This window comes from Shewanella sp. POL2, assembly GCF_000282755.1.
GTDB classification, from domain to species: domain Bacteria; phylum Pseudomonadota; class Gammaproteobacteria; order Enterobacterales; family Shewanellaceae; genus Shewanella; species Shewanella xiamenensis.
In genome coordinates this window covers 1-20,224 of record NZ_AKZL01000036.1, presented here as the reverse complement: position 1 = coordinate 20,224, position 20,224 = coordinate 1, and the positions used below count along the sequence as shown (strand labels likewise).

Sequence of the window (20,224 nt, the reverse complement as noted above, 5' to 3'; positions counted from 1 at the left end):
ATGACCCAAGCCAAACTGATTGCCCGTGACTTGGAAATGTCCTTTGGCCCGCGCTTATTATTCAAAGCCCATAGCCTCGAGTTATGCCAAGGGAACGTTATTTATTTGCAGGGTGACAACGGCTCGGGCAAGTCGACCCTAATGAAGATCCTCGCGGGTCTACAGACGCCATCTCAGGGTAACATTGAGTTGAGCGGCTTTAAAAAAGATGGATGGTGGAAACGTAACCCTTTGCTTGGAAAGGCCATTTATCTCCACCAGCACCCCTATCTATTCGATGGCACAGTCAATTACAATCTGACTTACGGTTTACCTTTTGCTGCCTCAAAAACCGAAGCCAAACGTAGAATTGGTCAAGCAATTGAGATGGCTCAACTAGGCTCGCTATTGCAAGCCAGAGCCAGCAATTTATCCGGCGGCGAAAGACAACGCCTCGCTATCGCCCGCGCTTGGATATTGCAGCCAAAGTTACTGATGCTCGATGAGCCGACCTCCAATATGGATAAGGACTCCCAAGCCTTAGTGCTGCAAATGATCCAACAGCTCAAACAGCAAGGGACGGGAATGCTGCTAAGCAGCCACCAAAACTGTGCGCTCACCGCCATTTGCGAGCAGCAGTGGCACATTGCTGACCAACAGGTGATAACCTCCCATCAGCAAACGCACACAAACTCCACACAGGGATCTTTATATGTCGTTGCAAATTGATGCGGTTATTCTTGCCGGTGGTATGGCACGCCGTATGGGCGGGGACGATAAAGGCCTCGTCGAGCTAAACGGCAAGGCCATGATAGAACACACTATCGAACGGATAAAACCTCAGGTTAAGGAGATCCTGATCAACGCAAATCGTAACCAAACACGCTATGCTGAGTTCGGTTTTACGGTGTTGAGTGATGAGCATACAGGGTTTCTCGGCCCCTTGGCGGGCATGATCACCGCTATGGGTCACACTCAAGCAGACTATCTGCTCGTGGTGCCCTGCGATTGTCCACTGCTGCCGCGGGATTTAGTCGCCCGCTTATTAACCGCCATTGAGGCAAACGATGCTGAACTTGCCGTGGCCAGCGATGGGGAACGTGAGCAGCCGGTGGTGATGTTATTAAAGCCGAGCCTGCGCGAGTCGATGACCGCCTTTCTCGAAGCGGGTGAGCGTAAAATTGATTTTTGGTATGCCAAACATCGCTTTGCGGTGGCGGCCTTTGCCGATCAACCCAATGCCTTCGTCAATGTGAACACGCCAGAACAAAAACAACGACTGGCAGCAGAGATAAACCAAAGCTAAGGCTTCAAATTTCCTAGATTAGAGGTGCAAATGAGTACTCCCTTCGTCAATCCGCTATCTATTCCCGTTCTCGGATTTTGTGCCTATAGCGGCACGGGGAAAACCACCCTACTCAAGCAATTGATCCCCGAATTAAATCAGCGCGGCCTGCGTCTGGCGGTGATCAAACATGCTCACCACAATTTCGATGTCGATATTCCCGGTAAAGACAGTTACGAGATGCGCAAAGCCGGCGCGCGGCAAATGCTAGTCGCCTCCCATGTGCGTTGGGCGCTAATGACCGAAGATGCCCGCGATGGCGACCCAGAGTTAGTCCACCTACTCAAACAAATTGAAGCCGATAAAGTCGATATCGTCTTAGTCGAAGGCTTTAAAAAACTCACGCTACCGAAAATTGAGCTGCACCGCGCCGCCCACGGTAAGCCGTTTATCTATACCCAAGACGACAATATTCTCGCCATCGCTTGCTGTGATGACACCGAGCTACCGAGCGAGCTAAGAAGACTCGACCTTAACAATGTCGCGCAAATCGCTGACTTTGTGATGGAATATGCCAATAGCTGGCAAGCCCCTAACCCCGCATTACCGATCGCAACTGTCGATGCCTGCACCTTGGGCAGCGATAAAAACCTGAGCGTGAGCCAAGGGTTAGCGCAGATTTTATCCCATGTCACGCCGGTCACTGAGGTGGAAGACATAGGCTTAGACGATTTAGATAATCGCGTGCTCGCCCGCGACAGCATTTCGCCCGTGGATGTACCGCAGCAAACCAACTCGGCGATGGATGGTTATGCCTTCGCCTATCAAGATCCGCTGCCTGCAAGCTTCACCTTAGTTGGTGAAGTCCTCGCCGGACATCAATATTCGGGCACACTCAAAGCGGGTGAAACCGTGCGCATTATGACCGGGGCCCCCGTGCCCGCTGGCGCCGATACTGTTCAACCTCGTGAGCTAGCTAACGAGGCCAATGCCAAGGTCAGTTTTGAAGGCCGCATTCAGCAGGGCCAACACGTTCGCCTTGCGGGTGAAGACATTGGCCAAGGCCAAGTCGCACTCACACAGGCCACGCGCCTAAGCGCCGCCGAGCAAGGCTTATTAGCCTCCCTCGGCCTTAACCGTGTGACGGTTTATCGCCGTCCAACAGTAGCCGTGTTTTCAACTGGGGATGAAGTCAGCCAACCCGGCGAAGCACTGAATCCAAACTGTATTTATGACTCAAACCGTTACACCATCAAAGCGATGGCAAAACGTTTAGGTTGTGACGTCATTGACTTAGGCATTATCGAAGACTCCGAAAGCGCTCTCGAAGCCACCTTAACTAAGGCTGCGGCGCAGGCCGATGTGGTGATTAGCTCTGGCGGGGTTTCCGTTGGCGATGCCGACTACATCAAGGCCGTGCTGGCACGCCTTGGCAATATCGACTTCTGGCGGATCAATATGCGCCCCGGTCGCCCACTCGCCTTTGGTAAGGTCGGCGATAGCCTATTCTTCGGCTTGCCCGGCAATCCGGTGGCGGTGATGGTGTCGTTCCTGCAATTTGTGCAACCTGCACTGCGTAAGCTCGCTGGTGAAACTCACTGGCAGGCGCCATTATTCCCAGCGATTACCGATGAAACCCTGCGTAGCCGCACGGGCCGCACTGAGTTTATCCGAGGAATTTATCGCCTAGGTAATGATGGCAGGCTGCACGTGACCAGCACTGGCAACCAAGGTTCAGGCATGCTCAGCTCAATGGTCAAAGGCAATTGCCTTATCATCATTGGAGATGATGCTGAGGTGGTGAATGCGGGTGAAACCGTGTTTATTCAACCTTTTGCCGATCTTCTATAAGAGCCACTGAGTCCCTATGAGCCAACTTGTGGATGCCTTTGGCCGTCAGGTCGAATATTTACGACTCTCAGTGACAGATCGCTGCGACTTCCGTTGTGTCTACTGCATGACGGAAGATCCCTGCTTCTTGCCCAAGGACCATGTACTGCACCTCGAAGAGTTGGCTTGGATTGCCCAAGCCTTTACTGAACTGGGGGTGACTAAAATTCGCCTCACAGGCGGCGAACCGCTAGTGCGTAGCGATTGCGATCAACTGGTGCACTTACTGGGCAAGCTTCCAGGGCTCAAAGATTTATCGATGACCACCAATGGTTCCAGACTCAGTAAGTTTGCCAAGCCGATGTTTGATGCGGGACTTAAGCGCTTAAACATCAGCCTAGATACCCTTAACCCCGAGCTCTTTACCCAACTGACGCGCAACGGCAAATTAGCACGTGTTATCGAAGGGATTGATGCGGCCATCGCCGCAGGTTTTGAGCGGATTAAAATCAATGCGGTGATCCTTAAACAGCAAAACGATCATGAAGTGATTGATCTGGTTAATTTTTGTCGTGACCGTAAGTTAGATATCGCCTTTATTGAAGAAATGCCGCTGGGTGAAATGGACGAGCGTAAAGACGCGCGTCATTGCAGCAGTGATGAAGTTAAGGCCATGATTAACGAGCATTATCCCCTGCTGCTTTCTAATAAACGCACAGGCGGCCCCGCGCGTTACTACACCATGGCGGATAGTCCGATTCACATCGGGTTTATCTCACCCCATAGCCACAATTTTTGCCACGAATGTAATAGAGTGCGCGTAACCGTAGAAGGGCAATTATTACTCTGTCTAGGTAATGAACACTCCATTGATTTAAAAAGCATTGTGCGAGAATACCCCGGGGACATTGAGTGCCTTAAAACCGCGATTCTCCAAGGTATTAAGCTCAAACCTAAGCAACATGTTTTCGATAATAACGGCGTGCAAATCCTGCGCTTTATGAATAGCACTGGCGGTTAACCCCTCTAACCTAGGGCTAGCATCTCTATTTTGCCGTGATACACTCAAGGCATCAGTCCCTTTTTTGTGTCACTCTTGCCATGGCGCTTACTCGTAAACAGTGGAATAACATCATTATTCTTGCCTGCATTTTTATCATTGCGGTGCTGACGTTTATGGACAAGAAAACCCATAATGTGCCGAGTGAGGCCCAACTATTATTTGATGACAATGCCCCGCTGGCACAGTTGCAGCTAGATGGTGTGTGGTTGCATAAGCAAGCCTCGGGTTGGGAGTGCGATCCGCTGGTGCTCAACTGCACGCAATGGGTCAAGGCTTGGCAAGGCCTAAGAGTCTCGCCACTCAGCGAGGCACCACAGCCCACGGGCAAGCCGCAGGAATTGGTGATCCAAATTGCCGAGATCCGCCAATCGCAACGTTGGATTTATTTCCCCGAGGACGGTGTGCTCAAGTCACCCGCTGGCAACTGGTACTTAGTGCCCCCCAGCCTAAGGGCAGATTTACAGCCTATCCTCGATGCCAAATCCACCAGCTAATTTATTACCTAAAAGAACTCAATCATGCCGGAATTACCAGAAGTCGAAGTCACCCGTCAGGGCATAGCCCCACATCTTGTCGAACAAACCGTGGTTGACCTCGTAATCCGTAACGCCTCACTGCGTTGGCCCGTTCCCGAACTTGCCAAACAGATCATCGGCCAAACCATACGCCAAGTGCGCCGCCGCGCTAAATATCTGTTAATCGATACCGATGCTGGCACCAGCATAGTGCATTTGGGAATGTCGGGGAGTTTGCGGATCCTGCCCCATGACACGCCAGTAGAGAAGCACGACCATATCGATCTCGTTCTCGCCAATGGCCGTATTCTGCGCTTTAACGATCCAAGACGTTTCGGCGCTTGGTTATGGTGCCAATTGCCTGAGGAAGCCCATCCACTACTGGAAAAACTCGGGCCAGAACCTCTGACCGATGCCTTTAACGTCAATCAGTTAGCTGCCGCGCTGGCGGGCAAGAAGAAGGCCATCAAACTCTGCCTGATGGATAACCATATTGTGGTGGGTGTGGGAAATATTTACGCCAACGAAGCCCTGTTTGCCGCACGAATACACCCCGAGGCAGAAGCTGGCAAGATAGATATTGAACGCTTAACGCTACTGGTTGCCGAGGTCAAACAAATCCTCGCCCACGCCATCAAGCAGGGCGGCACCACGCTTAAGGACTTCACCAATGCCGAGGGTAAACCCGGCTATTTCGCGCAGAAGCTGCATGTTTACGGCCGCGGCAGCGAAACCTGCACTCAGTGCGGCAATCTACTCAGCGAAATTCGCCTTGGTCAACGCACCACAGTATTTTGCGGTATCTGCCAGACGCGTTAATCTCGCCGATAAAAATGCCTGCAATCGCAGGCATTTTTAGCTTCTTCGATATGGTTTTTGATTACTCTTTTAACCAACGGCCAGGATGGTCGGTAAAGTAACGGTACTCAAGCTCTGGCGCTTGGCACTGAGGCTTAAGCTCTGACGCGGATAACAAAATCCATTCGTCACGGTGAGCAATCCCCATGCTCTTACCGCCTTTGATATCGAAGCAACTCAGCTCAGCACCGCTAGGCACTAACACATAACGCTGTTTGTTCTCCTGCATCCATTGCCACGCGTTACGCTCCTGTTCTTCTACTGGCGCGAGATAACTAAAGTGCGTCACACTCATGGGCGAGAACAGAATAAATTGCTCTTTAAAGTTTACTAAACCAAGTTCGGCATCCTCACCTATCACCTCGGCGGTGTGTAGCATCAGGCTTCTGGGGGTGCGCATTTCATCGAGCATAGCGTAACCCCAAGTGCTCACCAGCACCCAGCCCAAGGCTGAAACTAGCCCCACCTTGACCAGGGCAAACTGACGACGCGCCAGCCACAGCAAGGCACACCAAAGCACCCCGAGCAAAATAAATAAGTAACCAATGCCAGTGAGATCATCGGTATAGTCCGCCAGCGCTTTGACAAGTGCAGGATGATGGATAAATGCCAGCACACCGGCCACTAACACGAGCGCGCCCAAGAACCACAGCACACCAGTGACTAGTTTTTCAAACCAAGCTTTGGGTGAAACACCCGTTAATACCGCCGACGCCGCGAGGGCCAACATAGGTAATGCGGGCAGAATATACACGTTGCGCTTGCCCGGGCTGATACTGAAAAACAGCACCACGAGCCCGACCCAAATCAGCAGAATCGCAATGGTAGGATCGGCTTTTACCTTTTGCAGCCACTGTTTCCAATAGGCGACCACCAGCAACGAAATCGGGAACCACATCCAAGGGATCACGCTCAGCACGAAGAAATACCAAGGCTTGATATGGTGCCAAGCATTGACGTAACGCTCGCCCGTTTGCTTAAACAAAATATTATTTTGATAGGCCACCATCTCGGGCGTGCCATGGGCTTGAACCGTCATCACCATTGGCACTAACCAACAGGCAATCACGGCCAACATGGCCAAAGGCCCCGCGAGGCAAAGCCAAGTTAAGCGGCCCTCGAAACGGGTCTTATCTTTGAAGGCGTAAATCCCAATCGGAATGAGCAACAACAAGGGCAAGAAACCAACCCCCTTAGTGATCACCCCAAGCCCCATAAATGCCCAGCCAATAAAATACCAATGCCACTTAGGCCCAAGCATAAAATGCCTGATTAATCCGTAACATCCCACGGTTATCCAACACATCACCATGGCATCTATCTGGGCATTTTTCGCCTGCATCAAAAACTGCGGCACGATAAGGAGCAATAGTGCGGCGTTGCGGCCAACCCGTACATTCCACAATCTGGCACCCAGATCATAGACAAGGAATACAGTCAGCAAGCCGCAGAAAGCATTGGGGAGTAAGAAGGAGAGTTTTAACGACCCCGTGAGTTGATAAAACAGGGCAATCGCCCACATAAACACTGGCGGCTTATCGGGATAATATTCCCCGCCCCGGGTAGGAAATAACCATTGACCCGAGGCCACCATTTCCCGCGCGACCTCAACAAACCGCGGCTCGTCAGCAGGCCAAGGGGAACGAAAACCTATGCCAACCAGTAAGATCAGCAAACTCATCAACAGCAGCGGCCAGAGTACTTGGTAATAATCTTCGCTATTGAAACGACGATTCAATGCATCCATTCCTAATCCCTATTTAGTTTTCCAATTCATCCACCTGCTTACGCAGGCTAGAACGGTAAAGGTAAGCGCCGATAAGACTCGAGATAATAAACAGCCCGATACTGATCCCCAGTTGGTTATGATCAGATAAGCCAATGCCCGCGCCCGCAAAACTGAAAATCAGCATCTGCGGCAAATAACCCAGCACGCTGCCAAACATAAATCCCCCGCGGGGATATGTGTCGCCCCCGCAAACAGATTCGTCAGCAGATTACTGCCCACGGGCAACAAACGGATCATTAAGACTTTTAACCAAGTCCGATGAATGATCAGCGCCTCAAACTTTTGTAAACGATTGCCAAAACGTCGTTGCAGACTGCTTCGAATGGTTAATCTCGCGGTATAAAACGCCAGCACACAACCCAGCAATGCCGCTAAGGTGGAAAATAAGCCACCATAGATGCCACCGAGGGCAAAGCCGAATACAAAGGCGATCACCTGTCTCGGTCCTCCGACAGCGGTAAACAAGGCGCCAACCATCAGCAACACCGCCAGCGCATAGGCCCCTTGAGCGGCAATAAAATGTGCTACCCAATTGCTATCGGTTACATGCTCGAATAACCCTTGCTGGGCCGCAAACATTAACACCAGCAAAATAAAGACGATAAAAATCGCCTTATAGAGTCGCTTCATCTTAATCGTGCCAGCTGGTTTCGCTACGGGCGACCTTAGCGATTTTCGCCCTGCGACCGAGCCACATGACGCCCATGATGTCGACAATCCCGACCCAGACCCGATTCCAAGCGGTATATTTAGACACGCCAACTTGGCGATCCCTATGATTAACCACAGAAATAAACACTTCGCCCCCCATGCGGCGCACCAGTGCTGGGATATATCTGTGCATATGGTCGAAGTAAGGCATGCGCAGGAAGGTTTCGCGGGGGAAGAGTTTTAAGCCACATCCGGTATCGGGTACGCCATCGTGTAACAGTGCATCACGCACTTTATTCGCAAAGCGGGACTGGAATCGCTTCCACGCCGTGTCCTTGCGGTTTTTGCGATAACCGGCAATACAAAAATGTTCGGCATGAATTTGCGGCAATTGGGCCAACATGGCGGGAATATCCGCAGGGTCGTTTTGTCCATCGGCATCTAAGGTGACAATGTATTTACCGCGGGCATGTAAAACGCCAGTGGAGATAGCGGTACTTTGGCCCGTACTACGCTCGTGACGAATAGCTTTGGCATCGCATTGCATCACCTCGGCGGTGTGCATAACTTCACCAAAAGTGTCATCCTGACTACCGTCGTCGACAACAAGAATTTCAAACTCAGTCAACCCTTGCAGGGCTTGGCATATCTCTTTCATTAATGGGCCAATATTGCCCACTTCATCTTTGGCGGGGATCACGACTGAAATCACGTTAAGGCTCCAAGCTTAATAACCATGAGTACGGTAACATAGGATTGTGGCAAACAAAAATCTGCATTGATAGGATGTTATGAATTAAACGGAACGCGAGCCCAGCATTGTATACGGGTGAAAATCGAGAAAAGAGCACTTAATTTGGAACTGTGAATTTCATCGAAATGACATATTCTAATGCCGCAGAAAATGCTAGTTTGGGAAACAAAATGCCAAACTGTATAAAACCTATGAACATAGTTGTAGTTGGAATGGGCTATGTTGGCCTATCGAACGCGGTTTTACTCGCCCAGCAAAACCATGTAGTAGCGATTGATTTGATGCCCGAGCGCATCGCGTTAGTTAATGCGCGTAAACCAACGGTCGCCGACAGTCTGATTGAAGAATACCTGCAGCATAAAGCCTTAAATCTCAGTGCCACGAGCGACAAAAGCGTCGTTAAAGAAGCCGATTTTGTCATCATAGCCACTCCTACGGATTACGACCCACAAACCAACTACTTTAATACTCAGTCGGTCGAACGGGTGGCGAAGGAAGTGCTCGCCCTGAATCCTGACACCACCATTGTCATCAAATCGACTGTGCCAGTGGGTTTTACCGAAGGGCTGAGAAGTAAACTCAACAGTGACAATATCTTATTTTCGCCTGAGTTTTTGCGCGAAGGTAAGGCGCTTTACGATAACCTGCACCCCTCGCGGATCATAGTGGGTGAACGTTCCGAGCGCGCCCAAGCCTTTGCCGATCTGCTTGCTCGCGCCGCCATTAAGCAAGATATTCCGATTTTACTCACAGACAGCACTGAGGCCGAGGCGATTAAGTTGTTTGCCAACACTTTTTTAGCTATGCGCGTCGCCTACTTTAATGAGTTGGACACCTATGCGGAGAGTCGAGGGCTCAACACCCGTCAGATTATCGAAGGCGTATGCTTAGATCCGCGCATCGGCGATTACTATAACAATCCGTCCTTCGGTTATGGCGGTTACTGTCTTCCCAAGGACACTAAGCAATTGCTGGCCAACTATAACGATGTGCCTAACAATCTCATCAGCGCCATTGTCGATTCCAACACGACCCGCAAAGATTTTATCGCCAACGCGATTATCAGTAAGCAACCGAAGCGAGTGGGGATCTATCGCTTAATCATGAAATCCGACTCAGACAACTTCCGCGCCTCGGCGGTACAAGGTGTGATGAAACGCATTAAGGCAAAGGGCATCGAAGTCGTGGTCTATGAGCCAGTACTCAAGGAAGACGAGTTTTTTAACTCGAAGGTGATCCGCGATTTACACGAATTTAAAGCCATGTGCGATGTGATTATTTCTAACCGTATGGCCAATGAACTCGAAGATGTCGCCGCTAAGGTGTACACCCGGGATCTGTTCCATCACGACTAAGCGTCCAAAATATAAAGGTTTACTATGAAATACTTAGTCACAGGCGCCGCCGGATTTATCGGCGCTAAAGTCAGTGAGCGCCTCTGCGCACAGGGCCATGAGGTTGTCGGTATCGATAACCTCAATGACTATTATGATGTTGGGCTAAAGCTAGCCCGACTTGCACCGCTCGAGGCCTTATGCAATTTCCGTTTTATCAAACTGGACTTAGCAGACAGAGACGGCATAGCAGCATTGTTTGCAGAACAAGGTTTTCAACGAGTTATTCATCTCGCCGCACAGGCTGGGGTGCGCTACTCCCTCGATAATCCCCTCGCCTATGCAGATAGCAATTTAGTTGGGCATCTCACGATTTTAGAGGGCTGTCGCCACCATAAGATTGAGCATCTAGTCTATGCCTCTTCATCCTCTGTGTATGGTTTGAATCAAAAGATGCCATTTTCGACCGAGGACAGTGTCGATCATCCGATATCCCTGTATGCAGCGACCAAGAAAGCCAACGAGTTAATGTCGCACACTTACTCACATCTCTATCAGTTACCCACCACAGGCTTGCGCTTTTTTACCGTGTATGGCCCCTGGGGACGACCGGATATGGCCTTGTTTAAATTCACAAAAGCCATTCTCGCAGGCGACTCTATCGATGTGTATAACCATGGCGATCTCAGCCGTGATTTCACCTATATCGACGATATCGTTGAGGGCATCATCAGGGTACAAGACAAACCTCCTCGCCCCACACCGGACTGGCGTGTAGAAACTGGTACACCTGCTAATAGCAGCGCACCCTATCGCGTATTCAACATAGGCAATGGCAGCCCTGTGCAATTGCTGGATTTTATTACCGCACTCGAAAGTGCACTCGGCATTGAGGCGAAAAAGCAATTTTTACCCATGCAGCCCGGTGATGTGCATTCCACTTGGGCCGATACCGAAGACCTGTTCAAGGCGGTGGGTTATAAACCCCAAGTGGATATCAATACCGGGGTGGGCAGATTTGTCGAGTGGTACCGCACGTTTTATGCGAAGTAAGCTCTCTGAGAAAACAAAAAGGCCTGTTGATTAGCAGGCCTTTTTGTTGGATTAGCGCTTAAAAACGGTATTCAAAACTGCTGAAGAAAGTCGCATTAGTATCGTTTTCTTGTACATCAAATTCCGATCTCGATACTGTACCGCCCAGACTCCACATGCCCTTCCACACCGGCATACGGTAAGAAAGTTCCAGCATCAGTAAGTCTTCCTTCGGTGGCTGTGGCGCCCATGTGGTCGCCACGTTGATGCCGTCTTTATTCAACTTGGCATAACGCAGGAGCGAGGTAAAACCGCGGCTGTTATGGAACTGACCAACCAAACCAAACACAAAGACTTGGGCATCGCTATCATAGGTCGAACCTAAAGCTCTGCCGTAGTAACGCGCTCCACTGAGGTAAACAGGATCTTCATAGAAGCAGTTAGGCTTGCCATCACACTCGACAAAGGTATCCGAGTATTCCATGAATAGCTTGAACTGCTTACCCGATGTGCCGAAATGGGTATCTATCCCCCAAAGTGAGCCGCAATCGCTGCCGTTTTCACAGCTATGCTCAAGGTACAAACCAACGGGAATATCCTGCCAAGTGTCGGCATAACGTAAATCGATACTCTGGGTTCTATGGCCCGCATCACGGCGTTGATCGGCCAAGCAAGAATCCGAACCGTCGATGCACACCGCATTGCTTGCCACCGAGTCCCACCAAGAATCGAAGTCGCAATTCTGCCCTTCACCACAAAATAGTGTTGACCAAGATAAGCCTATTTCTAGCTGCTGAAGGGGTTTGGCGGTGAAACGCATATCCCATTCAGCCATTTTAGGCACGGCACGCTCTTTTTCAGCCATGCTAAAGCCAGTCTTGAAGGTCCAAGGCCCAATCCAAGATAACCATGGCGTTTCGAAGGCGGCGGCATTATTACGGCTGAGCGACAGTGACTGCATAGGGCGCGCATTGTTAGAGCGATGCAATGCCGAGTCAAATCCCGGCCCCCACCATTGCTCAACCGTACCTAAGGTTGCAATCCAGTTACCCATGATTACAGCAAAATAAGACTCATCGAGACGGAAGTTTTTGTTATCTTGCGGATCGTAGGTCTCAGCAACTGTGGTTTTATAGGCCACACGTGAGCCTAAGTATTCGTATGAGGCTTTAGCCTCACCCTTTTCACGGTAGTCGGAGCCATAATGCTGGAAGCGAGCGGGATCGGTCGCCCCCGAGAGTTTAACCCTAGCATTGCCGCGATTATCGACGGCATTTTGATAGTAAAAGTTAACTCGGGCAAAGGCTTGCACTAATCGGGGAGACAATAGCTCGGGTTCGACTTTCGCTAAGTCGCCACCAATACCAGACCACATCAAGGGAAAGGTATTCACTGGCACACGGATCACGCCCGCATCGGCCAGTGCTTGAATATCGGCTCTTAAATAAATGTCCGAGGCATCCACCCAAGGGGCGGCAGCAACGGAAGCAGAAAACAGTAAACCAGATGCAACGCTAGCAGCGAGGATAGTGGGGGTCAAAAAAGCCTTCATAACATCCTTTTCATTATCATCGCGAGGCCTGATGCCTCAAAGGTTTTATGGAAATACTCAGCCTTATCAGGCTTTTGCGAGGTTAAGCTTGTCGGTCAACGCGCTTGCCACCTCAGGGTGTACAAATTGACTCACATCGCCGCCATGCAGCGCGACTTCCTTCACTAAGGTGGAAGAAATAAAGGAATTTTCTTCGGCCGGTGTTAAAAACACGCTCTCAAGATCTGGGCTTAATCTACGATTCATATTGGCCAATTGGAACTCATACTCAAAGTCAGACACTGCACGCAAACCACGCACCAGCACGCTCGCACGCTGTTCCTTGGCAAAATCCACCAGCAGGCCCGAAAAACCAACCACTTCCACATTATCCAAATGGGCTGTGACGCGGTTTACCAACTCAACGCGCTCCTCGAGAGTAAACCTTGGCTGCTTAGATGGATTGGCCGCAATGCCAATAATCACATGCTTAAACAACTTAGCCGCACGCTCAATCAAATCGGCATGACCATTGGTAATGGGATCGAAAGTCCCAGGATAAATCGCTCTTGTATGCACTTTGCTGACTCAACTCAGATAGATACCCAAAAATCATTGCCGCCAGTCTACTCGTTTTAGCCACTTGAGTGAATCATCCCGATAAAAACCGCTGAAAATCCCGTTAAAAATTGAAATACTGGCAAGAATTCCTCGGATTAAGCCCATGTAAAGGCATGAACTGATATAATGCCGACTCGCTATATATTGGCTTAAGTAGGCAGCGGCTTTTCGTCCAACCTCGATGGATTGAAACCACACCACAACCGATTAAGTCCACGTAATCAGAGCACTTATATGAAAAAAATCGCCATTTTTTGCCATAACTTTTTCTCTAACGGTACAGTAAAAGTCGCCTTATCTCAGGCCGAAGTGCTGCAAGAAGCCGGGCAAGATGTTCACCTCTTTGTGTTCCATAAAGAGGGGGATTTTATGCCACCAGAAAATGTGACGATTCATTATCTTTATGACGCCGGTCAAAAGCCAAGCCTACAGGAGCAAAGACAACGCCTGCAGGCCAAGGTGGCCGAAGCGGAACAATCGGGTAAGTTCTCGCTATTTTTAAGTAACTCGACCGATTGCGATGTCGTTGTTTCCGGCTGCGATTTCGATCCCTGCTATTACTTTTGCCACTGCGCCCTTAAGCAAGAACTCTTGATGGAATTAAAGCGTGGTCCAGTGCATTTCTGGCGTCGCTGGAAAAAGGCTAAGGCACTGATTGGCAAAAAAATCATTACAGTTTCCAATGGCATCGCCGATGAACTCAGAGCTACATTTTGGCTTAAGCCAGAGAGCGTACAGACTATTTATAATCCTTTTAAAATCGAAGAGATTCGTAATAAGTCAAAAGAATTCAACGCTGACATTCCTAATAAGCCTTACATGATTCACGTCGGCCGAGTTACGCGCCAAAAACGGCATGATATTCTCTTTCAAGCCTTGAAACTCGCACCAAACGCACCAGACTTAGTTTTACTAACTAATCGTCCAGAGCGCGCACGGAAAATAGCCAAAAAATATGGGGTAGAAAATAGAATTATAACTCCAGGCTTTCAACAAAATCCTTTTCCTTGGATTGCAAATGCTGAACTGATGCTATTAAGTTCTGATTTTGAAGGTTTTGGATTAGTCATAGTTGAGTCATTAATCTGTAACACTCCAGTTGTTAGCACTGACTGCCCTTATGGTCCAAGCGAGATTCTCACAGGACATTTAGCACAATATCTTGTCCCCGTTCGACAACCCGCTCTACTTGCACAAAAGACACTGGAGTGCTTGGCTTCACCGCCAGCTTTAGACAATCTCGAAATATTAAAAGCCGTAGACAGCCAATATATTGCCGCTCAATATATTGCTCTGGGAAAGAATTAAAATTGAGAACTCCATTGTGAAACTCCACCTTTATAGCAGGTGGCTTTCAAATAGCCCCCTAGAAGGGGGGGCTAAAAAACTAATATTCCATATCCTAACTGAATCAGTCTCTCGACTTCCTCTTTCGCGACTTTATCTTGGTGCCTTACATATCTTCTGATGATACTGACAACGGTAAGATATATGCGATGATGACTCGTATCTGCTCATACAATTACTGGTAACAAAGGCAGTAATTGTATGAGCATTCTTCGGGCAAAGCCTCACATGAACGATCATCATCTCCAAAGGAGGTGGTTTTAAAATACCAATAAATATACACAATACGAGTATTAACTAACGACTATTATCATCATAAAAACTAAATAGTTTTCATGAGTTTTTTATAAGCTATATATCGTGAAAGACGATGCCCGCGCCATGTAAGCAAACCTTTGCTATCAAGATCTCTCAACTCTTCTGCAAATGCTGGTAACATTTCAGCTTGTTGTTCCAATCCTGCTTGCTTACATTTTTTGAGCTGATAACTTAAAAGAGGCCGCATCAAAGTATTTTTTATATGGCTTAACTCCTTACTTCCTAAGTTTTTTTGGTAAGTGTTGTAGATCGAATTGATTACTATGTGATAATCACGAATAAGCTTTGGAGTTGGCTTTTGTTGTGTTATCGAATTCTCATACCTTGTGTATAGATATAATGGGGTTGGAATAACGACTGTCTTTGGACGTTTTGCTAAAATGGAGAAACTGTACGAGATATCTTCATAGTTGACTCCAGGAATAAAATAAAGCCCTTTAACAAGCTGTTTCTTATATAACTTATTCCACACAACCGATCCAATTTTATAAGGCTTTTTATTTTTATGATATAAAGGGTCCGAGATTACTTTATAATTTATTTTTTCAATTTCAAACTTTTTATCTGGATGATCGAAGCCATCAGAATAAACACTCTGCCAAACAACCAAATCCGCTTTATTTTTTTGCGCAAAATAATAGGCTATTTCTAATGTTTGCGGTTGTATCGCATCATCTGGATCGATAAAAAAAATGTAATCACCTAGAGCTACGTTTAAGCCAGTATTGCGAGCGACTGATACACCTTGATTATTCTGGTTTACAATCTTAATTCTTGCATCGTATTTTTTATATTCATCTAAAATAACATCACAATTATCAGGTGAACCATCATTAACACAAATAACTTCAAAGTCTTTAAATGTCTGCGACACAACACTTTTCAAACATCTTCTTAAAAACTTCTCAACATTATAAACTGGAATAATAACAGAAATTACAGGGTGTATATTTGAAATTTCCATATTCACTTCAATCCTAAAGACGTCTTTTCAATTATTCAAGCACAGTAAAATAACATAAAAATAAACTTTATGATAATACAGTTCTATATTATATACGCCATCACAAAACCAAATAAAAAACACAAATCAGACATTCATGAAACAATTAGCTAAACAATTTCCAATAGCCTAACTTGCGGCGCATTTTAAAGTGTCGCAGTAGGTTCAATGGCTTAGGTTTAAGCCAAGCGGTTCCCTTATCGATCAAGGCATCGGAGTACACGCTGGCTAGACTGACCATCTCCCGTGGGGTGGATTTGATTGCAATAATCATGGATATGCGCCATCAAATCATCGGGGCGGCTAAGTGCTCTAGTGAGTGCAGGTTCAATCTCTTCGACTCGGTTAATATCGATTAAATGCGCCTTCGGTGACTGATTTTTAAAGGTCACTACAGGCTTACGCTGCATTAAAAACATCAATAAAATCGAGGATGTATCGCAGAGCATCACATCTCCCGCCTGCAGAAGCGGGATCACGTTGTCGGTTTCCACAAACTGCAGATTCTCATTTTCGAGAGTCTTGTATTGCTCAACAATACTTGGCTTCATCTTAGGATGGAATTGTACCAACCAGCGCCACTGGCTCTTTTGCGACAGGGCTTTAATCTGCTCGAATACCTCAGGCGCACAGGTGAGACTGGGGGAGAATGTAGAGCAAAACAGCACTACAGGCCGAGGATCATCGGGCTTAATGTAAGGATTATCTTTATTTTCAATAAATAAAGGATCGAGCGCTGGCCAGCCAGTTTCAGCCACGGTAAAGGTGCCGATTTTTTTCTCTAGCTCAAGGAAAGGCAACGTCGTCGCGGGCCCTTGGGTGCAATACAGGTCAAAGCAATCACGGATTTCGAAGTGATCTTCTCGCCCCTTATGATTCATTTTGCCCGCATTAAAACCGTGGAACACCCCCACTTTTACTCCAGGGATAAAGCTTGGCACTACGTTACCCGGCACGAACACGGCATCGGGTTTCCATGCCTTAACGGCATCGATATCGGGTAAGCGTTTTTCATCCGCTTTAAGGAATTTGGGGTCGACTTCACGGCCTTCGAGGAACCAACACGCCTCATCGCCACGCGCCAGAATCACTTGCTGCAGCGGCCTTAGCATCGCATAGGAATAGTTCTGTGCTATGTAGAACAAATAACGTCTTTTATTTGATTTACGCGCTTCCACCGCTTTCTCCTTGGGTAAATTATTTCGCTAGCGCGAGATATTGTTCGGCAATCGCAGTCGCATCCACCTTAGCTAAAATCTCCACATTGTCGAGGGATGGCGGCTGGGCGACCACGGCGTCAATCATCTTGGCCAAGGCAGCAGGATTACGACGGGGCACAAGATAGGGAGCCAAATTGCCGGTCAAAATCTCATTAGGCCCATGTGGGCAATCGGTACTGACCACTGGCGTGCCGCAGGCTAAGGATTCGATTAATACCGTCGGCAATCCTTCGAAATCGGAACTCAGCACCAGAGCTTTCGCACGTTTGATCCAAGGAAAAGGATTACTCTGGAATCCAGGAATGATTAAGCGCTTCTCGATGCCGTATTTCTTCGCCGCTTTAATCGCCTTCTTATGGTTATGGCATAACAGCACTACGGGTAACTGATTTTGGGTCTGTTTAAGGGCCTCAAACAACACATCGTGGCGCTTCTGCTTAGCAAAACGTCCCACGTGGATCAGATAGTCACCTTGAGGGATTTGCGGATTATCTTGCTGTGACTGAGCAACAATCTCATTAAATTCAAATGGATTGTAGATAGTTCGCATGGATGCTGGCTGCAAGCGTCCCTTAGCTTGAATCTCTTTGGCGATGCCGTTGGACACTGTGATCAAATGCTGGCCATTGAGCGCTTTTTTCGCCCGCAGTTTCTTATAGTAGGCGAAGGGGCCTAACTTAAACTGACGACTCAACTCTTCTTCAACCGATGAATGCACAATCACATAGAGTGGTGTCACCCCAGTTTTGGTCATCATCAAATTGGTTTTATCAAGATTAGATAAAAACAGATCGAACTTACCGACTCGGTACTCAATCTCGGCAATCTTTGCCCGTAACTTATCGACCGATGCCCCTAGGCGCCCGAAGTGGTCATAATCTTTATCTTTGTCGGCAAAACATTGATGTACAGGTAAATTTTCAGGAGTTTCGTAATAACGATTATCTTCCATGACCAAAAAATGCGGCTCATGCCCTAGGCTAATAAACTGCTTTGCCAAGGTAATCATGACCTTCTCGGCTCCACCACCCGCTAAACTGTCGATGGCTATGGCTATCCGCATGATTTTTCTCCTAAACGATAATCTAAAACTCAGGGTGACAGGCTAACAGTGGTTAACTGTGTGTCTGCTGAATAACCTGATCAAATTTCTCTATCACGGCTTCGACACTAATTAGCGCCATAAGGTGCTCACCCTTAGCACGGGTGCCCCATTTCACCTCACCGCTTTGCTGTGAGGCGATGGCCTCTTGGTAGGCGCTTACCACATACTGCTGCGATAAATAAGGCCCGGTGCGACCTGGGTTGGAATGGGCATATAAACCTATGACAGGCGTCCCTTGCGTGACCGCCATGTGTGCAGGGCCTGTATCGGGCGCTAGCACTAGGCTGGCGCGTTTCAGCAGAGCCAGCAATTGAGTCAAACTGGTTTTGCCGACTAAGTTATCGAGTTTCGCAGAACATGCATTGGCAATATCGTCGGCCAATGTCTTTTCAAGTGCTGTTGGGCCACCGCAGAGAATGACTCGATAACCCTTATTCACCGCATGTTGCGCCACGGCGGCATAGCGCTCGGGCAGCCAATTTCGCTCGGCTTTACTGGCAGCCGCGCAAATGACTAATACCTTCTCGCCATCGGCAATCTGGCGCTGGGCAAATTCAGTATCCGCTTGAGGGACTGGAATATTCCAACTCGGGGTGATGTCGCTCACGCCAATCGCCTTGGCGAATCCCATAAAGCCGTCCAGCACATGGGGCTCTGCTAAAGGTTCGACTCTATGATTGGTGACCAGCCATTGACCTTCTTTGGCGCGGGCACGGTCGAATCCGACCCGAACCTTTGCCGAAATCGCGAGGGAGGCCAAGGTAGCACGTAGCGCCACTTGCATATGTAGCAAGACATCGAAGCGACGGCCTTTCAGCGCCTTATGCAGATTAAGGTAACTGCGCCAGCCCTGGGATTTATCGAAAATCACAAACTCAATACCGGGCAAGTGCTTTAATAGTTGGTATTCGAGCTTGCCTATCACCCAAGTGATTTTGAGCTGGGGATATTGGCGTTGAATCGCCTGCACCATAGCCACGGCATGACAGACGTCACCGATAGCCGATAGCCTAAGCAGGCAGAGAGAATTCATGGTGTTGGGATTTAAACTCAAGCGAATAGCTCTTAAGGTTATTTGGCGCAAGCTAAGGATCTTAATGTAGAATGGCCGCAGGTGCCACGCTTAAGTCAACAAATCTCCCATGAACGCACAAATCAAAATCATAAATACCGCAGATGGCTATATGGCACTTTGCCAAGATACGCCTGAAGACATTACTCCGGCTTGGTTTTCGGTGGATTTCTGGCGTGAAAAAGCCGCGGTAGTGGGATCATCCAAGGGACGTTACACCACTTGGTTTGTGGCCTTTAGCGAGCGTCATTGGGTGTTGCGACATTACTGGCGTGGTGGCCTGATGGAGAAATTCAGTAAGGATGCCTACTTCTATACCGGGCTTGAAAATACCCGCGCCATGGGCGAATTAAGGCTACTTGACTTGCTCTACCGCGAGCAATTTGCGGTGCCTAAACCTATTGCCGCCAATATTGTGCGCGATGGCTTGTTCTACCGTGCCGACATTATTATCGAGCGGGTCAATGGCGCCGAAGACTTGGTCGCTAAGTTAACCAAAGGCGCTATGACTCCAGAGCAGTGGCAAGCATTAGGCGCCACCATTGCCCAATTTCATCGCCGCGGCGTTTACCATGCCGACTTAAACGCAAAGAATATTTTGTGGCAACCACAGCAAACGGATGGCGTACAAGAACGTTTCTATCTGATTGATTTTGACAGGGGTGAAATCAAAACGCCCCATGCGCAATGGCAGAAGGCGAACCTTGATAGGCTGCTACGCTCCTTCAATAAAGAACAAGGAAAACAACCTACGCTCGCCTTTACGCCCGCCGACTGGGCGGCTCTGCTAGCGGGCTATCACTCAGTGCTCCCCAAAGCCTAATCACCTAAACGGCGTTAGGCTGTTTGGCGCGAGAGTAAGGATTCTGCGAGAGCAAACTGACGCTGCAGGGCACCACGATTAGCCTCTACCACGG

17 protein-coding genes and 2 pseudogenes are annotated in these 20,224 nt (G+C 48.5%); 10 read left to right on the top strand and 9 right to left on the bottom strand.

Annotated elements, in window-relative coordinates; all coding sequences use genetic code 11:
* The 6 genes from SHEWPOL2_RS11460 to mutM all read left to right on the top strand — a co-directional run bounded on the left by SHEWPOL2_RS11460 (position 1) and on the right by mutM (position 5,491).
* A complete protein-coding gene (locus SHEWPOL2_RS11460) occupies positions 1 to 708 on the top strand; it encodes an energy-coupling factor ABC transporter ATP-binding protein (protein WP_037428334.1) in 708 nt (235 codons plus the stop codon).
* A complete protein-coding gene (mobA, locus tag SHEWPOL2_RS11455; RefSeq protein WP_037428332.1) occupies positions 692 to 1,285 on the top strand; it encodes a molybdenum cofactor guanylyltransferase MobA in 594 nt (197 codons plus the stop codon). The genes SHEWPOL2_RS11460 and mobA overlap by 17 nt, the downstream gene beginning before the upstream one ends.
* Positions 1,286 to 1,315: 30 nt before the next feature.
* Positions 1,316 to 3,115, top strand: a complete 1,800-nt coding sequence (locus SHEWPOL2_RS11450; protein ID WP_037428330.1) for a bifunctional molybdopterin-guanine dinucleotide biosynthesis adaptor protein MobB/molybdopterin molybdotransferase MoeA — start codon at positions 1,316 to 1,318, stop codon at positions 3,113 to 3,115.
* A 16-nt stretch (positions 3,116 to 3,131) separates the two neighbouring features.
* Positions 3,132 to 4,115: a GTP 3',8-cyclase MoaA gene (moaA, locus tag SHEWPOL2_RS11445; RefSeq protein ID WP_037428328.1), complete on the top strand. Its 984-nt coding sequence runs from the start codon at positions 3,132 to 3,134 to the stop codon at positions 4,113 to 4,115.
* A gap of 80 nt (positions 4,116 to 4,195) precedes the next feature.
* Positions 4,196 to 4,651, top strand: a complete 456-nt coding sequence (locus SHEWPOL2_RS11440) for a hypothetical protein (RefSeq protein WP_037428327.1) — start codon at positions 4,196 to 4,198, stop codon at positions 4,649 to 4,651.
* A gap of 24 nt (positions 4,652 to 4,675) precedes the next feature.
* Positions 4,676 to 5,491, top strand: a complete 816-nt coding sequence (gene mutM, locus SHEWPOL2_RS11435) for a bifunctional DNA-formamidopyrimidine glycosylase/DNA-(apurinic or apyrimidinic site) lyase (RefSeq protein ID WP_037428326.1) — start codon at positions 4,676 to 4,678, stop codon at positions 5,489 to 5,491.
* 61 nt (positions 5,492 to 5,552) lie between these two features.
* Here mutM and SHEWPOL2_RS11430 read toward each other — a convergent pair whose 3' ends face one another.
* The 3 genes and pseudogenes from SHEWPOL2_RS11430 to SHEWPOL2_RS11420 all read right to left on the bottom strand — a co-directional run bounded on the left by SHEWPOL2_RS11430 (position 5,553) and on the right by SHEWPOL2_RS11420 (position 8,682).
* A complete protein-coding gene (locus tag SHEWPOL2_RS11430; RefSeq protein WP_037428325.1) occupies positions 5,553 to 7,277 on the bottom strand; it encodes a glycosyltransferase family 39 protein in 1,725 nt (574 codons plus the stop codon).
* A gap of 13 nt (positions 7,278 to 7,290) precedes the next feature.
* A pseudogene (locus tag SHEWPOL2_RS11425) lies at positions 7,291 to 7,949 on the bottom strand (VTT domain-containing protein).
* 1 nt (position 7,950) lies between these two features.
* A complete protein-coding gene (locus tag SHEWPOL2_RS11420; protein WP_011624605.1) occupies positions 7,951 to 8,682 on the bottom strand; it encodes a glycosyltransferase family 2 protein in 732 nt (243 codons plus the stop codon).
* 233 nt (positions 8,683 to 8,915) lie between these two features.
* On the opposite strand from SHEWPOL2_RS11420, the gene SHEWPOL2_RS11415 reads away from it, so the two are divergent.
* Together SHEWPOL2_RS11415 and SHEWPOL2_RS11410 are read left to right on the top strand one after the other, a co-directional pair.
* On the top strand, positions 8,916 to 10,079 hold the full coding sequence (locus SHEWPOL2_RS11415; RefSeq protein ID WP_037428384.1) for a nucleotide sugar dehydrogenase: 1,164 nt from the start codon (positions 8,916 to 8,918) through the stop codon (positions 10,077 to 10,079).
* Positions 10,080 to 10,103: 24 nt separating this feature from the next.
* Positions 10,104 to 11,111 carry an NAD-dependent epimerase gene (locus SHEWPOL2_RS11410; RefSeq protein ID WP_037428324.1) on the top strand — a complete coding sequence of 336 codons (1,008 nt, stop codon included), beginning with the start codon at positions 10,104 to 10,106 and terminating at the stop codon, positions 11,109 to 11,111.
* Between the two features lie 58 nt (positions 11,112 to 11,169).
* Here the strand turns inward: SHEWPOL2_RS11410 and SHEWPOL2_RS11405 are convergent, their stop codons facing one another.
* Positions 11,170 to 12,642, bottom strand: a complete 1,473-nt coding sequence (locus SHEWPOL2_RS11405; protein WP_037428323.1) for a capsule assembly Wzi family protein — start codon at positions 12,640 to 12,642, stop codon at positions 11,170 to 11,172.
* Between the two features lie 66 nt (positions 12,643 to 12,708).
* Positions 12,709 to 13,200 carry a pantetheine-phosphate adenylyltransferase gene (gene coaD, locus SHEWPOL2_RS11400; RefSeq protein ID WP_037428322.1) on the bottom strand — a complete coding sequence of 164 codons (492 nt, stop codon included), beginning with the start codon at positions 13,198 to 13,200 and terminating at the stop codon, positions 12,709 to 12,711.
* A 276-nt stretch (positions 13,201 to 13,476) separates the two neighbouring features.
* Here coaD and SHEWPOL2_RS11395 point away from each other — a divergent pair, with 276 nt between their 5' ends.
* Positions 13,477 to 14,550, top strand: a complete 1,074-nt coding sequence (locus tag SHEWPOL2_RS11395) for a glycosyltransferase (RefSeq protein WP_037428321.1) — start codon at positions 13,477 to 13,479, stop codon at positions 14,548 to 14,550.
* Between the two features lie 361 nt (positions 14,551 to 14,911).
* On the opposite strand, the gene SHEWPOL2_RS22260 is transcribed toward SHEWPOL2_RS11395, so the two are convergent.
* From SHEWPOL2_RS22260 to SHEWPOL2_RS11375, 4 genes and pseudogenes are all read right to left on the bottom strand, one after another.
* A complete protein-coding gene (locus tag SHEWPOL2_RS22260) occupies positions 14,912 to 15,871 on the bottom strand; it encodes a glycosyltransferase (RefSeq protein ID WP_050991351.1) in 960 nt (319 codons plus the stop codon).
* A gap of 145 nt (positions 15,872 to 16,016) precedes the next feature.
* Positions 16,017 to 17,088, bottom strand: a pseudogene (locus SHEWPOL2_RS11385) (CDP-glycerol glycerophosphotransferase family protein).
* A 19-nt stretch (positions 17,089 to 17,107) separates the two neighbouring features.
* Positions 17,108 to 18,193, bottom strand: coding sequence for a glycosyltransferase (locus tag SHEWPOL2_RS11380; protein WP_011627686.1), 1,086 nt, complete (start codon positions 18,191 to 18,193; stop codon positions 17,108 to 17,110).
* Positions 18,194 to 18,245: 52 nt separating this feature from the next.
* Positions 18,246 to 19,289 carry a glycosyltransferase family 9 protein gene (locus tag SHEWPOL2_RS11375; RefSeq protein WP_037428319.1) on the bottom strand — a complete coding sequence of 348 codons (1,044 nt, stop codon included), beginning with the start codon at positions 19,287 to 19,289 and terminating at the stop codon, positions 18,246 to 18,248.
* 88 nt (positions 19,290 to 19,377) lie between these two features.
* Between SHEWPOL2_RS11375 and SHEWPOL2_RS11370 the strand changes: the two genes are divergently transcribed.
* Positions 19,378 to 20,130, top strand: coding sequence for a 3-deoxy-D-manno-octulosonic acid kinase (locus tag SHEWPOL2_RS11370; RefSeq protein WP_037428317.1), 753 nt, complete (start codon positions 19,378 to 19,380; stop codon positions 20,128 to 20,130).
* Positions 20,131 to 20,224: the final 94 nt, after the last annotated feature.